15 protein-coding genes are annotated in these 14,629 nt (G+C 62.0%); all 15 read left to right on the forward strand.

The window, feature by feature from the left end; all coding sequences use genetic code 11:
• Positions 1-522 (forward strand): co-chaperone HscB, encoded by a 522-nt coding sequence (hscB, locus tag J3P96_RS05470; protein ID WP_305498984.1) that lies wholly within the window; start codon positions 1-3, stop codon positions 520-522.
• Between the two features lie 50 nt (positions 523-572).
• On the forward strand, positions 573-2,435 hold the full coding sequence (gene hscA, locus J3P96_RS05475) for a Fe-S protein assembly chaperone HscA (protein ID WP_434655885.1): 1,863 nt from the start codon (positions 573-575) through the stop codon (positions 2,433-2,435).
• A 3-nt stretch (positions 2,436-2,438) separates the two neighbouring features.
• Positions 2,439-2,780, forward strand: a complete 342-nt coding sequence (fdx, locus tag J3P96_RS05480; protein ID WP_434655887.1) for an ISC system 2Fe-2S type ferredoxin — start codon at positions 2,439-2,441, stop codon at positions 2,778-2,780.
• Between the two features lie 13 nt (positions 2,781-2,793).
• A complete protein-coding gene (gene iscX / locus J3P96_RS05485; protein ID WP_047296339.1) occupies positions 2,794-2,994 on the forward strand; it encodes a Fe-S cluster assembly protein IscX in 201 nt (66 codons plus the stop codon).
• Positions 2,995-3,081: 87 nt separating this feature from the next.
• Complete coding sequence (ndk, locus tag J3P96_RS05490; protein WP_434655889.1) at positions 3,082-3,507, forward strand: nucleoside-diphosphate kinase; 426 nt, start codon at positions 3,082-3,084, stop codon at positions 3,505-3,507.
• Positions 3,508-3,535: 28 nt separating this feature from the next.
• Positions 3,536-4,684 carry a 23S rRNA (adenine(2503)-C(2))-methyltransferase RlmN gene (gene rlmN, locus J3P96_RS05495; RefSeq protein ID WP_092202362.1) on the forward strand — a complete coding sequence of 383 codons (1,149 nt, stop codon included), beginning with the start codon at positions 3,536-3,538 and terminating at the stop codon, positions 4,682-4,684.
• Between the two features lie 12 nt (positions 4,685-4,696).
• Positions 4,697-5,455, forward strand: a complete 759-nt coding sequence (gene pilW, locus J3P96_RS05500; RefSeq protein ID WP_305498992.1) for a type IV pilus biogenesis/stability protein PilW — start codon at positions 4,697-4,699, stop codon at positions 5,453-5,455.
• On the forward strand, positions 5,455-6,486 hold the full coding sequence (locus tag J3P96_RS05505) for a RodZ domain-containing protein (RefSeq protein ID WP_434655891.1): 1,032 nt from the start codon (positions 5,455-5,457) through the stop codon (positions 6,484-6,486). The genes pilW and J3P96_RS05505 overlap by 1 nt, the downstream gene beginning before the upstream one ends.
• A gap of 3 nt (positions 6,487-6,489) precedes the next feature.
• Complete coding sequence (gene ispG / locus J3P96_RS05510) at positions 6,490-7,599, forward strand: flavodoxin-dependent (E)-4-hydroxy-3-methylbut-2-enyl-diphosphate synthase (RefSeq protein ID WP_305498996.1); 1,110 nt, start codon at positions 6,490-6,492, stop codon at positions 7,597-7,599.
• Positions 7,600-7,621: 22 nt separating this feature from the next.
• Complete coding sequence (gene hisS, locus J3P96_RS05515; protein WP_305498998.1) at positions 7,622-8,911, forward strand: histidine--tRNA ligase; 1,290 nt, start codon at positions 7,622-7,624, stop codon at positions 8,909-8,911.
• Positions 8,912-8,951: 40 nt separating this feature from the next.
• Positions 8,952-9,593: a YfgM family protein gene (locus J3P96_RS05520; RefSeq protein ID WP_434571975.1), complete on the forward strand. Its 642-nt coding sequence runs from the start codon at positions 8,952-8,954 to the stop codon at positions 9,591-9,593.
• Positions 9,586-10,737, forward strand: coding sequence for an outer membrane protein assembly factor BamB (gene bamB, locus J3P96_RS05525; RefSeq protein WP_434655894.1), 1,152 nt, complete (start codon positions 9,586-9,588; stop codon positions 10,735-10,737). Before J3P96_RS05520 ends, bamB begins: the two co-directional genes overlap by 8 nt.
• Before the next feature lie 200 nt (positions 10,738-10,937).
• On the forward strand, positions 10,938-12,410 hold the full coding sequence (gene der / locus J3P96_RS05530) for a ribosome biogenesis GTPase Der (protein ID WP_434571979.1): 1,473 nt from the start codon (positions 10,938-10,940) through the stop codon (positions 12,408-12,410).
• Between the two features lie 268 nt (positions 12,411-12,678).
• Entirely contained in the window at positions 12,679-13,827 is a 1,149-nt protein-coding gene (locus J3P96_RS05535; protein ID WP_434655896.1) for a pyridoxal phosphate-dependent aminotransferase, read from the forward strand.
• Positions 13,815-14,609, forward strand: coding sequence for an amidohydrolase (locus J3P96_RS05540; RefSeq protein WP_434655898.1), 795 nt, complete (start codon positions 13,815-13,817; stop codon positions 14,607-14,609). Before J3P96_RS05535 ends, J3P96_RS05540 begins: the two co-directional genes overlap by 13 nt.
• Positions 14,610-14,629 lie beyond the last annotated feature (20 nt).

The following is a 14,629-nucleotide window of genomic DNA, read 5'->3' on the forward strand; positions in this document are numbered from 1 at the left end:
GTGGGTACTCCTTGTCATTTTGCGTTGTTCCAGTTGCAGCCTGCTTTCCAGCTGGACCTCGATCAGTTGTCCGCGCGTTATCTGGAACTGGCCCGTGGTGTCCACCCCGACCGCTTTGCCGATGCCTCCGAGGCTGAGCAGCGGCGGGCGCTCGAGCAGTCGGCGAACCTCAACGAGGCCTACCAGACGCTCAAGAGTCCGGCCAAGCGCGCGCGGTACCTGCTCGCCATCAGCGGTCATGAGCTGCCCCTGGAAGTCACGGTACACGATCCCGAGTTCCTGTTGCAGCAGATGCAATGGCGCGAGGAGCTCGAAGACCTGCAGGACAGCGCCGACCTGGCGGGTGTCGCGGTCTTCAAGCGTCGCCTGAAAGACGCCCAGCAAGAACTCAACGAGAGCTTCGCCGCCTGCTGGAACGACGCTGCGCAACGCGAACAGGCCGAACGCCTGATGCGGCGCATGCAGTTCCTCGACAAGCTGACCTACGAAGTGCGCCAGCTGGAAGAGCGCCTCGACGATTAACCCAGTGCCGCTCCGGTCGCACGCCTGATTACAGATAAGTCCTGATTACGATGGCCCTACTGCAGATCGCCGAACCCGGCCAAAGTCCACAACCGCACCAGCGTCGCCTGGCTGTCGGGATCGACTTGGGTACCACCAATTCCCTGGTCGCTGCCTTGCGCAGCGGTCTTTCCGAGCCGCTGGCCGACGAGCAGGGGCGGGTGATCCTGCCGTCTGCCGTGCGCTACCACGCCGATCGCGTCGAAGTCGGCGAGTCGGCCAAGCTGGCCGCCGCCACCGATCCACTCAATACCGTCGTGTCGGTCAAGCGCTTGATGGGCCGTGGTCTGTCCGACGTCAAGCAATTGGGCGATCAACTGCCGTACCGTTTCGTCGGCGGCGAATCCCACATGCCGTTCATCGAAACCGTGCAAGGCCCGAAAAGCCCGGTAGAAGTCTCCGCTGATATCCTCAAGGTCCTGCGTCAGCGCGCCGAAGCCGCGTTGGGCGGTGAACTGGTGGGCGCGGTGATCACCGTCCCGGCCTATTTCGATGACGCCCAGCGCCAAGCCACCAAGGACGCGGCCAAGCTCGCCGGTCTCAACGTGCTGCGTCTGCTCAACGAGCCGACGGCGGCTGCGGTGGCGTACGGGCTGGACCAGCATGCCGAGGGCCTCGTCGCCATTTACGACCTGGGCGGCGGCACGTTTGATATTTCGATCCTGCGCCTGACCGGCGGGGTCTTCGAAGTCCTCGCCACCGGTGGCGACAGCGCCCTGGGCGGCGACGATTTCGATCACGCTATTGCCGGCTGGATCATCGAGCAGGCGGGCTTGTCCGCTGATCTCGATCCGGGGACCCAGCGCCATCTGCTGCAAACCGCCTGCGCCGCCAAGGAAGCCTTGACCGACGCCGCCAGCGTTGAAGTCGCTTACGGCGAGTGGACAGCCACGCTGACCCGCGAAGCCTTCAATGCCCTGATCGAACCCATGGTCGCCCGCAGCCTCAAGGCCTGCCGCCGTGCCGTGCGTGATTCCGGCGTCGAGCTGGAAGATGTCAAGGCCGTGGTCATGGTCGGTGGTTCGACCCGCGTGCCTCGGGTTCGCGAAGCCGTTGCCGAAGCCTTTGGCCACCAGCCGCTGACTGAAATCGACCCGGACCAGGTGGTCGCCATCGGCGCCGCGATCCAGGCCGATACCCTGGCTGGCAACAAGCGCGATGGCGGCGAATTGCTGCTGCTCGACGTGATTCCGTTGTCCCTGGGCCTGGAAACCATGGGCGGGCTGATGGAGAAGGTGATCCCGCGCAACACCACCATCCCCGTCGCCCGCGCCCAGGATTTCACCACTTATAAAGACGGCCAGTCGGCCATGATGATTCATGTGCTGCAAGGCGAGCGTGAGTTGATCAGCGACTGCCGCTCCCTGGCGCGTTTCGAATTGCGCGGCATCCCGGCGATGGTCGCTGGCGCGGCGAAGATTCGCGTGACCTTCCAGGTCGACGCCGATGGCCTGCTCAATGTCTCTGCCCGCGAGCTTGGTTCGGGCGTCGAGGCTAGCATCCAGGTCAAGCCGTCCTACGGCCTGACCGACGGCGAAATCGCCAAGATGCTCAAGGATTCGTTCCAGCACGCCAGCGACGACAAGGTCGCCCGTGTGCTGCGCGAGCAACAGGTCGACGCCCAGCGCTTGATCGAAGCCGTGCAGGCCGCCCTCGAAGCCGACGGCGAGCGCTTGCTCGACGCCGAGGAGCGCATGGTCATCGAAATGCAGATGCAAGAACTCTCCGAATTGATCAAGGGCACGGATGGTTATGCCGTCGAGCAGCAGACCAAGCGTCTGTCGCAAGTCACCGATGCCTTTGCTGCCCGCCGCCTGGACTCGACGGTGAAAGCCGCCCTGGCGGGGCGCAACCTGAATGAAATCGAGGAATAACTGATGCCGCAGGTGATTTTTCTGCCCCACGAGAAGTTCTGTCCTGAGGGCATGGTCGTGGAGGCCGAGCCCGGAACGTCCATTCTTGACCTGGCCCACGAACACCACATCGAGATGGAAAGCGCCTGTGGCGGCGTTTGCGCTTGCACGACCTGCCACTGCATCATTCGTGAAGGTTTCGAGTCGCTGGAAGAGGCGGACGAGCTGGAAGAAGACTTTCTTGACCGCGCCTGGGGGCTTGAGCCGCAGTCGCGTCTGGGGTGCCAGGCCATCGTCGGCACTGAAGACCTGACCGTCGAAATCCCGAGATACTCACTTAACCATGCGGCCGAAGCGCCGCACTGATGGTGACACTGTCATGAGCTATGGTTGGAATGATGTACAACGCATCGCGGAAGAATTGGCCGAAGCCCACGAGGGTCTCGATCCGTACTCTGTAGGTTTCGTCCGTCTGCAGCAGATGATCCTTGAGCTGCCTGACTTCGATTCCACCTCTGGCCGAGTCGGCGAGAAGGTGTTGGAAGCGGTTCAGGAGCTCTGGGCCGCAGAATTGGACTGATCGCCTCGCAGGTTAGGCAATACCCAAGAACCCGCGTATAATTCGCGGGTTTAATTTTTCGTAAATTACCGTTTCTGGAGTTACACCATGGCTGTTCAACGTACTTTCTCCATCATCAAGCCTGACGCCGTTGCTAAAAACGTGATCGGCAAGATCATTACCCGCTTCGAAGACGCTGGCCTGCGCGTTGTAGCTTCGAAAATGAAGCAACTGTCCAAAGCCGAAGCCGAAGGCTTCTACGCTGAGCACAGCGAGCGCGGTTTCTTCGGTGAACTGGTTGCCTTCATGACTTCCGGTCCGGTTGTCGTTCAGGTGCTGGAAGGCGAAAACGCCATCGCTCGCAACCGTGAGCTGATGGGCGCTACCAACCCTAAAGAAGCTGCTGCCGGCACCATCCGTGCTGACTTCGCTGAATCCATCGACGCCAACGCCGTCCACGGTTCGGACTCCGAAGTCGCCGCTGCTCGCGAAATCGCTTACTTTTTCTCCGCTACTGAAGTAACCACTCGCTAAGCCCAGGCTTTTGAGTGAAGGTGAATCCATGACTACATCGAACGGCAAAACCAACCTGTTGGGCCTGACCCAGCCGGAAATGGAGAAATTCTTCGACTCGATCGGGGAGAAGCGTTTCCGTGCCGGTCAGGTGATGAAATGGATTCACCACTTTGGCGTCGACGATTTCGACGCCATGACGAATGTCGGCAAGGCCCTGCGCGAAAAGCTCAAGGCCGTTGCCGAGATTCGCGGCCCCGAAGTGGTCAGCCAGGACATTTCCAGCGACGGCACCCGCAAGTGGGTGGTGCGCGTGGCGTCCGGCAGCTGCGTCGAGACCGTCTACATTCCCCAGGGCAAGCGCGGCACCTTGTGCGTTTCGTCCCAGGCAGGCTGTGCCCTGGATTGCAGTTTCTGCTCCACCGGCAAGCAAGGCTTCAACAGCAACCTCACCGCCGCCGAAGTGATCGGCCAGGTGTGGATTGCCAACAAATCCTTTGGCAGCGTCCCGGCAACCGTCGACCGTGCCATCACCAACGTGGTGATGATGGGCATGGGTGAGCCGCTGCTGAACTTCGACAACGTCGTCGCCGCCATGCACCTGATGATGGATGACCTGGGCTACGGCATCTCCAAGCGCCGCGTGACCCTGTCCACCTCCGGCGTGGTGCCGATGATCGATGAGCTGGCCAAGCACATCGACGTCTCGCTGGCGTTGTCGCTGCACGCACCGAATGACGCATTGCGTAACCAATTGGTGCCGATCAACAAGAAGTATCCGCTTAAGATGCTGCTCGAGTCGTGCCAGCGCTACATGTCGTCCTTGGGCGAAAAGCGCGTGCTGACCATCGAGTACACCTTGCTCAAGGACGTGAATGACAAGGTTGAACACGCGGTCGAGATGATCGAGCTGCTCAAGAACATCCCGTGCAAGATCAACCTGATCCCGTTCAATCCGTTCCCGCATTCCGGCTACGAGCGTCCGAGCAACAATGCGATTCGTCGGTTCCAGGATCAGCTTCACCACGCTGGCTTCAACGTCACCGTGCGCACCACCCGTGGCGAAGACATCGATGCCGCGTGTGGCCAATTGGTAGGACAGGTGCTGGATCGCACCCGTCGCAGCGAACGCTACATTGCCGTGCGCGAATTGAACGCCGCGGACGATGCAGTACAGAACGCTGCGAACAGTCACTAAGAGAGGAACTCTATGTCCCTGCGCTTTGCGCTGCTGTTGCTGTTGGCCGGCCTTTGTTCCGGTTGTGTTCTGTCGGGCGACTATAACCCGATGAAAACCAGCAAGGGCCGTGACGAAGCGCGCGAGGCCTATGTGCAGCTGGGCATCGGCTATTTGCAACAGGGCATGACCGAACGGGCCAAGGTGCCGCTCAAGAAGGCCCTTGAGCTGGACAGCTCGGACGCCGATGCCAATGCGGCGCTGGCCCTGGTGTTCCAGGCCGAGATGGAGCCGGAACTGGCCGACGAACACTTTCGCAAGGCGTTGTCCGCCCGCCCGCAAGACGCCCGGATCCTGAACAACTACGGCAGCTTCCTCTACGAGCAGGCACGCTACAAGGAAGCCTACGAGCGCTTCGAGCAAGCGGCCGCCGATACCCTTTACCCTGAGCGTTCGCGGGTGTTCGAGAACCTCGGCATGACCGCCGCGAAACTCGGCCAGCGTGACCTGGCCCGCCAGCAGCTCGAAAAGGCGCTGCGGCTCAACCGCCAGCAACCGCGCGCGTTGCTGGAAATGGCTGAGTTGTCTTACGAAGACAGGCATTATGTGCCCGCTCGCGACTATTACGAGCGGTTTAGCCTGCTCAGCGAGCAAAATGCACGTAGTCTATTGCTCGGCGTTCGGCTGGCGCATGTGTTTGAAGATCGTGACAAGGCCGCCAGTTATGGCCTGCAACTCAAAAGACTCTATCCCGGTACGCCGGAATATCAGCAATACCTGTCGGAGCAATGATGAAAGCGGCGCATCCCGAAGTTGTAGCAGCGACTCGCGTAAATCCCGGTGAGACCCTGCGTCAAGCCCGCGAAAGCAATGGTTGGTCGCTGGCCGAAGTGGCCCTCAAGCTCAATCTCACCGTGACTTCCCTGAGCAATCTGGAAGCCGGCGCGTTCGACAAATTGCCTGGGCATACTTTCGCCCGGGGCTACATCCGCGCCTATGCCAAGTTGCTTGGCATGGACCAGACCGTGCTGGTCCAGCAATTCGATCAATACACCGGTTCCGACGCCCAGGGCAGCAGTGTGCACAGCCTGGGCCGTATCGAGGAGCCAGTGCGCGTTTCCCATACCATTTTGCGTATCGTCAGCCTGTTGCTGCTGATCGCGGTGATCGGTGGCGGTTTCGTCTGGTGGCAGGATCAGGCTTCCTTGCGCAGCAAGGAGCCGGTTGCGATGAACCCTGAGCATGTCGAAGTCGAAGGCGCCGACGGCACCACCCAGATTCATCCGCTGGATGAGCCGGAAGACCAGGCTGTTGTCGAGGGGCAGACCGAGGGTGAAACCGCCCTGGCATTGCCTCAAGGCCAGGACAGCGGCGAGACCGATGCCGCCGCGGGTGCCGAGCCTGTCGTGCCATCCGCTCCCGCGCCAGCCCCAACACCCGCCGCCCCCACGGCTCCGGCCCATGCCGGCAGCGCGCCGACCACCCCGGCGGCTCCAGCCCCCGTCACGCTAGCGCCAACCGTGGCCGCTCCGGCCGTGCCAGCAGCGCCAGCAACCCCGGCGGCCCCGGCTCCTGCGCCCGGCGATGGCCAGGTACAGATCCAGTTCACCGCCGATTGCTGGACGCAGATTACCGACGGCAACGGCAAGGTCCTGTTCAGCGGCCTCAAGCGCAAGGGCGACAGCACGTCCGTCAACGGCCGGCCGCCGTTTGCCGTACGCCTGGGCTATGCCCGTGGCGCGCAGGTCAGCTACAACGGCCAGCCGGTCGATGTGGCTCCGTTCACCAGTGGCGAGACCGCTCGCCTGAAGTTGGGTCAATAAGTCATGCACGGCGAATCTCCTATCAAGCGTCGCGAATCCCGGAAGATCTGGGTCGGTAACGTGCCCGTGGGCGGCGATGCGCCAATCGCTGTGCAGAGCATGACCAACAGCGACACCAATGACGTGGCCGCCACGGTCGCGCAAATCAATCGTCTTGAAGCCGCCGGCGTCGATATCGTGCGCGTATCCGTGCCGGACATGGACGCCGCCGAGGCGTTCGGCAAGATCAAGCAGCTGGTCAAGGTGCCGTTGGTGGCCGACATTCACTTCGACTACCGCATTGCCTTGCGCGTGGCCGAGCTGGGCGTCGACTGCCTGCGCATCAACCCGGGCAACATCGGTCGCGAAGATCGGGTGCGCGCGGTGGTGGATGCCGCCCGTGACCGGGGCATTCCGATCCGCATCGGCGTCAACGCCGGTTCCCTGGAAAAAGACCTGCAGAAGAAGTACGGCGAACCGACTCCGGCCGCGCTGGTGGAATCGGCGCTGCGCCATGTCGAGCACCTCGAACGCCTGAATTTCCCGGACTTCAAGGTCAGCGTGAAGGCCTCCGACGTGTTCATGGCCGTCGAAGCCTACCGCCTGCTGGCCAAGGAAATCGTCCAGCCGTTGCACCTGGGCATCACCGAAGCCGGTGGGTTGCGCTCGGGTACGGTGAAATCTGCCGTCGGCCTCGGTATGCTGCTCGCCGAAGGGATTGGCGATACCATCCGCATCTCGTTGGCGGCGGACCCGGTCGAGGAAGTGAAAGTCGGCTACGACATCCTCAAGTCCCTGCACCTGCGTTCTCGTGGGATCAACTTCATCGCCTGCCCGAGCTGCTCGCGGCAGAACTTCGATGTGGTCAAGACCATGAACGAGCTGGAAGGGCGCCTTGAAGACCTGCTGGTGCCGCTGGATGTCGCGGTGATCGGTTGCGTGGTCAACGGGCCCGGCGAAGCCAAGGAGGCCCATATCGGCCTGACGGGCGGCACGCCGAACCTGATTTACATCGACGGCAAGCCGTCGCAGAAACTGACGAATGACAATCTGGTGGATGAGCTGGAAAAGCTGATCCGCCAGAAAGCGGCCGAAAAGGTCGAAGCCGACGCAGCGGTCATCGCGCGCGGTTAAGTCGCAAGATTAAGGAATACACGTGAGCAAGTCTCTGCAAGCCATTCGTGGCATGAACGACATCCTGCCCGAGCAGACGCCCCTGTGGCGCTATTTCGAGGGCACCGTCGCGCGCCTGCTGGATAACTACGGTTACCGGCAGATCCGCATGCCCATCGTCGAGTTCACCGAGCTGTTCAAGCGCTCCATCGGTGAAGTGACCGACATCGTCGAAAAAGAGATGTACACCTTCGACGACCGCAACGGCGATTCCCTGACCCTGCGCCCCGAAGGCACGGCAGCATGCGTGCGTGCAGTGCTTGAGCACGGCATCACCGGCGGCGGCCAGGTGCAGAAACTCTGGTACATCGGCCCGATGTTCCGCCACGAGCGTCCGCAGAAAGGTCGTTATCGCCAGTTTCACCAGATCGGCCTTGAAGTATTCAACCTGGAAGGTCCGGACATCGATGCCGAGCTGATCGTGATGACCTGGCGCCTGTGGGGCGAGCTGGGCCTGCGCGATGCGGTCAAGCTTGAGCTCAACAGCCTGGGCACCAGCGAATCCCGTGGCCGCTACCGCGAGGCGTTGGTGGAATTTTTGTCCGCCCATGTCGACAAGCTCGACGAAGACAGCCAGCGCCGCCTGAAGACCAACCCGCTGCGCGTGCTTGATACCAAGCACCCGGAGACCCAGGCGATCCTGGTGGACGCGCCGAAAATGGCCGACTACCTCGACGACGAATCCCGCGCGCATTTCGAAGGGCTGAAGGCACGTCTGGACGCCGTCGGCATCCCTTACGTGATCAACCCCAAGTTGGTCCGTGGCCTGGATTACTACAGCAAGACCGTCTTCGAATGGGTCACCGACAAGCTCGGGGCCCAGGGCACCGTGTGCGCCGGTGGCCGCTACGACGGGCTGGTGGAGCAGATGGGCGGCAAGCCGACCCCGGGCGTGGGTTTTGCCATGGGTATCGAGCGCCTGGTGCTGATGCTTGAAGCGCTGGACAAGGTGCCGGAAGAACTGGCCCGCCAGGTCGATGTGTACCTCTGCGCCTTTGGCGAGGCCGCCGAACTGGCCGCCCTGGCCCTGAGCGAGCGAGTGCGCGATCAGTTGCCCAACCTGCGTCTGCAGATCAACGCCGGCGCCGGCAGCTTCAAGAGCCAATTCAAGAAGGCCGACAAGAGCGGTGCACTGTACGCACTGATTCTTGGTGACGACGAACTGGCTCAACAAGTGGTAGGTTTCAAACCCCTGCGTGGCCAGGGCGAACAACAAAGCATTGCCTGGGATGCGCTTGCTGCACACCTGGCCACCTGCGTCGTGCAGGGTTGAAGCTGTCAAACAGCCGATTTAGCGATTAAGGAGTATTGGGGTGTCGAGTACCGAAGATGAACAGCTGGCGGATTTGAAGGACTGGTGGACGCGCAACGGCAAGCCGCTGGTCACTGGCGGCCTGTTGGCGCTGGTCATAGTGTTCGGCTGGCAGGCCTACCAGAAATACCAGAGCAACCAGTCGCAAGGTGCCTCGGTGCTTTACCAGCAACTGCTGGAAACCACCCTGACCCCCGACGGCAAGCCTGACGCGGCGCGCGTGGCGGACCTGGCCGGCAAGCTCAACAAAGAGTTCGGCGGCACCGCCTACGCCCAGTACGGCAGCCTGTTCGTGGCCAAGGTCGCGGTCGACAGCGGCAAGCTGGACGACGCGGTCACCGAGCTGAAAGCCATCGTCGACAAACCGGCCAACCCAACCCTGGGCGAAGTCGCGCGTCAGCGCCTGGCGCAGGTGCTGGCGGCACAGAACAAGGCCGAAGACGCGCTGAAGCTGCTCGACGGCGACGCCGACAAGGCGTTCCTGGCTACCCGCGAAGAACTCAAGGGCGACCTGCTGGTACAGCTGGGCCGTGCCAATGAGGCCCATGCGGCCTACCAAAAAGCCAAGGCTGCGCTGTCGGATGAAGCCGCAGTCGGTGGCCTGCAAATCAAGCTGGACGACCTGGCCAAAGGGGATGCGTGACGTGATCCGTTGGAAACATGCAGCATTGCTGGCCCTGGCCATTCTGGCCGCGGGTTGCAGCAGCAACAGCAAGAAAGAACTGCCTCCGGCCGAACTGACCGATTTCAAAGAAGAAGTCGTGCTGCAGAAGCAATGGAGCCGCTCCATCGGTGACGGCCAGGGTGAAACCTACAACATGCTGGTGCCGGCCATCGACGGCGACACCCTCTATGCCGGCGACGTGACTGGCGTCGTCATGGCCATGGATCGCATGAGCGGCGACGTCAAATGGGAAAAGGATCTTGAGCTGCCTGTGTCCGGCGCCGTTGGCGTGGGTTACGGGCTGGTCATGATCGGCACGCTCAAGGGCGAGATCGTCGCCCTGGACGCGAGCAGCGGTGAAGAGAGATGGCGCGCCCGCGTGACCAGCGAAGTGCTCGCGCCGCCCGCTACCAACGGTGACGTGGTGGTGGTGCAGACCCAGGACGACCGCCTGATTGGCCTGGATGCCGCCACCGGCAACCAGCGCTGGTTGTACGACAGCACTCCGGCGGTACTGACCCTGCGTGGCACCAGTGCGCCGATCGTCACCAACCGCCTCGCGGTGGCTGGCTTGTCGACCGGTAAAGTCGTGGCCCTGGATATTTCCAACGGCGTACCGGTCTGGGAACAGCGCGTAGCGATCCCGCAAGGTCGTTCGGAGCTGGAGCGTGTGGTCGACATCGACGGCGGCCTGCTGCTGTCCGGCGGTACGCTGTACGTCGCCAGTTATCAGGGCCGCGTTGCGGCGCTGGACCTGGAAAGCGGTCGTCCGTTGTGGCAGCGCGATGCGTCGAGCTACGCCGGTGTCGCCCAAGGTTTCGGCAGCGTCTACGTGACCCTGTCCTCGGGCACCGTCGAAGGCGTTGACGAGCGTTCCACTACCGCATTGTGGAGCAACGACTCCCTGGCCCGTCGCCAACTGTCGGCCCCGGAAGTGTTCTCCAGCTACGTTGCAGTGGGTGACCTGGAAGGTTACCTGCACCTGCTCAGCCAGGTTGACGGTCGTTTCGTCGGTCGCGAGCGCATCGACAGCGACGGCCTGCGTGCCCGTCCGCTGGTGGTGGGAAACATGATCTATGTGTATGGCAACAGCGGCAAACTGGAAGCCCTGACCATCAAGTAAGACTATGCTTGGGTTAATTCCCAAGCGGCTTCACCTTTGTAGGCGCGAGCCTGCTCGCGAATGCGCTGGTCCAGCGGCCTGTATGTCGACTGACCCACTGCTTTCGCGAGCAGGCTCGCTCCCACAAGGTGGCCCCCGAGCACCAGCCGCTGCCTCGCAGCGGCTTTTGTATTTTCTGAAATAACGAAGTGGAGAGCCGCATGGTTCCCGTAATCGCCCTGGTGGGCCGACCGAACGTCGGCAAGTCCACCTTGTTCAACCGCCTGACCAGGACTCGCGACGCTATCGTCGGCGACTTGTCCGGTCTGACCCGTGATCGCCAATACGGTGAGGCCAAGTGGCAAGGGCGTACCTATATTCTGGTCGACACCGGCGGCATCTCCGGTGATGAGCACGGCATGGACGAAAAAATGGCCGAGCAGTCGCTGCTCGCCATTGAAGAAGCCGATGTGGTGCTGTTCCTGGTAGACGCCAAGGCTGGTTTTACCGCCGCCGACCAGATGATCGCCGAGCATTTGCGCAAACGTAACAAGCGTTCCTATGTGGTTGCCAACAAGGTCGACAACATCGACCCGGACATGGCTCGTGCCGAGTTCGCACCTTTGGGCATGGGCCAGGCGATTCCGATCGCCGGTGCCCACGGTCGCGGCATCACCCAGATGCTGGAAATCGCCCTGGCTGATTTCCCCAAGGACGATGAAGACGAGCCGGAAGAGGGCGAGGAAGAAGTCGTTGCCGAGGGCGAGGAAGCCAAGCGCATTCCGGGTCCGAGCGAAAAGGACGGCATCAAGATCGCTATCATCGGCCGCCCGAACGTCGGCAAGTCGACGCTGGTCAACCGCATGCTCGGTGAAGACCGGGTCATCGTCTACGACCAGCCCGGCACCACCCGTGACAGCATCTACATTCCCTTCGAGCGTAACGAAGAGAAGTACACGCTGATAGACACGGCCGGTGTGCGCAAGCGCGGCAAGATCCACGAAGAAGTCGAAAAATTCTCCGTGGTCAAAACGCTGCAGGCGATCAAAGACGCCAACGTGGTGATCTTCGTGATGGACGCCCGCGAAGGCGTGGTCGATCACGACTTGAACCTGCTGGGTTTCGCCCTGGAAGCCGGTCGTGCACTGGTCATCGCGATTAACAAGTGGGACGGCATGACGCCGAGCGAGCGCGATTACGTCAAGGTCGAACTGCAGCGTCGGCTGTTCTTCGTCGACTTTGCCGACATCCACTTCATCTCGGCCCTGCACGGTACCGGCGTGGGCAACCTCTACGCCTCGGTGCAGAACTCGTTCAAGTCGGCGGTTACCCGCTGGCCGACCAACCGCCTGACCCAGATCCTCGAAGACGCGGTCGGCGAGCATGCGCCACCGATGGTCAACAACCGCCGGATCAAGCTGCGCTACGCCCACTTGGGCGGTGCCAACCCACCGATCATCGTGATCCACGGTAACCAGATCGAGAAGGTGCCCAAGTCCTACGTTCGTTATCTGGAAAACACTTACCGTCGCGTCCTGAAGCTGGTCGGTACGCCGATCCGCATCGAGTTCAAGGGCGGCGAGAACCCGTACGAAGGCAACAAGAACACGCTCACCGACCGCCAGGTCAACAAGAAGCGCCGCTTGATGTCGCACCACAAGAAGGCCGACAAGAAGCGCCGCGACAAGCGCTGATCCTGGCTTCTCAGGACCGCTTTTGTGGCGAGGGAGCTTGCTCCCGCTGGGCTGCGCAGCAGCCCCCTGCGTTTTGTCTGATGCACCGCTGTGGTGGATACATTTTGGGGCTGCTTCGCAACCCAGCGGGAGCAAGCTCCCTCGCCACGGTGTTCGGCAACAATTGAAGAGGGTGCCCACGGGCACCCTTTTTCATGCCCGGCGATTGGGCTATCCTCGACCTCTCCCGCGCCGCGCCAGAGCCGGGTGCAGACCCAGGGAACCCTCGATGATCACCAGCAAGTTGCCGAATGTCGGCATCACCATTTTTACCCGGATGTCCCAGCTTGCCGCGCAGACCGGTGCGCTGAACCTGTCCCAGGGGTTTCCCGATTTCGATGGCCCGCAGGCCCTGCGCGATGCAGTGGGCCGGCATATCGCCCAAGGCCACAATCAATATTCGCCGATGACCGGCCTGCCAGCCCTGCGCCAGCAGATCGCGGCAAAGATCGCCCGCAGCTATGGCGCCAGCGTCGACGCCGATCAGGAAGTCACCGTGACCCCCGGCGCGACCCAGGCGATTTTCTGCGCCATCGCGGCGGTGGTACACAGCGGCGACGAAGTGATCGTCTTCGACCCAGCGTACGACAGCTACGAACCTGCCGTGCAACTGGCCGGCGGGCGTTGCGTACATGTGCAACTGGGCCTGGATGATTTTGCCATCGACTTCCAGAAGCTTGGCGAAGCCCTGAGTCCGCGCACGCGAATGATCATCCTCAACACGCCGCACAACCCCAGCGGCGCATTGATCAGCCGCGCCGAGCTGGACCAGTTGGCGGCGTTGATTCGCGACCGCGACATCTACCTGATCAGCGATGAGGTTTATGAGCATCTGGTATTCGACGACGTGCCCCATGTCAGCGTCCTTGCCCACGAAGAGCTTTATCGCCGTGCCTTCGTCGTCAGTTCGTTCGGCAAGACCTACCACGTCACGGGCTGGAAAACCGGCTACGTCGTCGCGCCAGCGGCCCTGACGGCGGAGCTGCGCAAGGTGCACCAGTACGTCAGTTTCTGCGGCGTGACACCGTTGCAATACGCGTTGGCCGACTACATGGCCGAGCATCCGGAGCATGTCGATGAACTGCCGGATTTCTATCAGGCCAAGCGCGACCTGTTCTGCGATCTGCTGGCGCCGTCGCGCTTCACTTTCCAGCGTGTCGCCGGCACGTATTTCCAGTTGGTGGATTATTCGCAGATCCGCCCGGACCTCAGTGACGTCGACATGGCGCTCTGGATGACCCGCGAACACGGCGTGGCGACCATTCCGATCTCGGTGTTCTACCAGAACCCGCCGCAGGGCCAGCGCCTGGTGCGCCTGTGTTTTGCCAAACGCGAGGAGACGCTGCGCGAAGCGGCGGAAAAACTATGCGTGATCTGAGCGCGTTGTCCAATCTGAACATTGCCTTGATCCAGACTACGCTGGCCTGGCATGACCGCGGGGCCAACCTGGAACATTTTGACGCGCTGCTCGAACAGGCGCGCGGGGCGGACCTGATCATCCTGCCGGAAATGTTCACCACCGGTTTTTCCATGGAGTCCGAGGCCCTGGCCGAGCCGGAGAACGGCCCCGCCAGCCAGTGGCTCAAGGCCCAGGCGGCAAAGCTGGACGCCGTGATCACCGGCAGCGTGATCATCCAGGCCGCCGACGGCAGCCATCGCAATCGCTTGCTGTGGGCGCGTCCGGATGGCGAGGTGCTGCATTACGACAAGCGTCATCTGTTTCGCATGGCCGGCGAGCACAACCATTACACACCGGGTGACCAGCAGGTGTTGTTCGAGCTCAAGGGCTGGCGGATTCGGCCGCTGATCTGCTACGACCTGCGCTTCCCGGCTTGGAGTCGCGATGCCGAGGACACCGACCTGTTGCTATACACCGCCAACTGGCCGGGCGCCCGGCGTCAGCACTGGAACCGGCTGCTGCCGGCACGGGCCATCGAAAATCTCTGCTATGTGGCGGCGGTGAACCGGATCGGCACCGACGGCAAGGGCTTCGCTTATACCGGAGACAGTCAGGTGCTGGACTTTCAGGGCGAGACGCTGCTCAGTGCCGGCGACGCCGACGGCGTGTTCACGGTGTGCCTGAGCGCGGCGGACCTGGCGGCGTATCGCACACGCTTTCCGGCGAACCTGGACGCTGATCGCTTCGAATTCATCTATTGAAACGATTCAGCCCTCAAGGA

This window comes from Pseudomonas sp. R3-56 (assembly GCF_051132075.1).
In the GTDB taxonomy this organism is placed as follows: domain Bacteria; phylum Pseudomonadota; class Gammaproteobacteria; order Pseudomonadales; family Pseudomonadaceae; genus Aquipseudomonas.

What these genes read in the sequence shown, in the direction of transcription:
- hscA (WP_434655885.1), top strand. Translation starts at nt 573, where the DNA reads ATGGCCCTACTGCAGATCGCCGAACCCGGCCAAAGTCCACAACCGCAC.
- fdx (WP_434655887.1), top strand. Translation starts at nt 2,439, where the DNA reads ATGCCGCAGGTGATTTTTCTGCCCCACGAGAAGTTCTGTCCTGAGGGC.
- iscX (WP_047296339.1), top strand. Translation starts at nt 2,794, where the DNA reads ATGAGCTATGGTTGGAATGATGTACAACGCATCGCGGAAGAATTGGCC.
- ndk (WP_434655889.1), top strand. Translation starts at nt 3,082, where the DNA reads ATGGCTGTTCAACGTACTTTCTCCATCATCAAGCCTGACGCCGTTGCT.
- rlmN (WP_092202362.1), top strand. Translation starts at nt 3,536, where the DNA reads ATGACTACATCGAACGGCAAAACCAACCTGTTGGGCCTGACCCAGCCG.
- pilW (WP_305498992.1), top strand. Translation starts at nt 4,697, where the DNA reads ATGTCCCTGCGCTTTGCGCTGCTGTTGCTGTTGGCCGGCCTTTGTTCC.
- J3P96_RS05505 (WP_434655891.1), top strand. Translation starts at nt 5,455, where the DNA reads ATGAAAGCGGCGCATCCCGAAGTTGTAGCAGCGACTCGCGTAAATCCC.
- ispG (WP_305498996.1), top strand. Translation starts at nt 6,490, where the DNA reads ATGCACGGCGAATCTCCTATCAAGCGTCGCGAATCCCGGAAGATCTGG.
- bamB (WP_434655894.1), top strand. Translation starts at nt 9,586, where the DNA reads ATGCGTGACGTGATCCGTTGGAAACATGCAGCATTGCTGGCCCTGGCC.
- der (WP_434571979.1), top strand. Translation starts at nt 10,938, where the DNA reads ATGGTTCCCGTAATCGCCCTGGTGGGCCGACCGAACGTCGGCAAGTCC.
- J3P96_RS05535 (WP_434655896.1), top strand. Translation starts at nt 12,679, where the DNA reads ATGATCACCAGCAAGTTGCCGAATGTCGGCATCACCATTTTTACCCGG.
- J3P96_RS05540 (WP_434655898.1), top strand. Translation starts at nt 13,815, where the DNA reads ATGCGTGATCTGAGCGCGTTGTCCAATCTGAACATTGCCTTGATCCAG.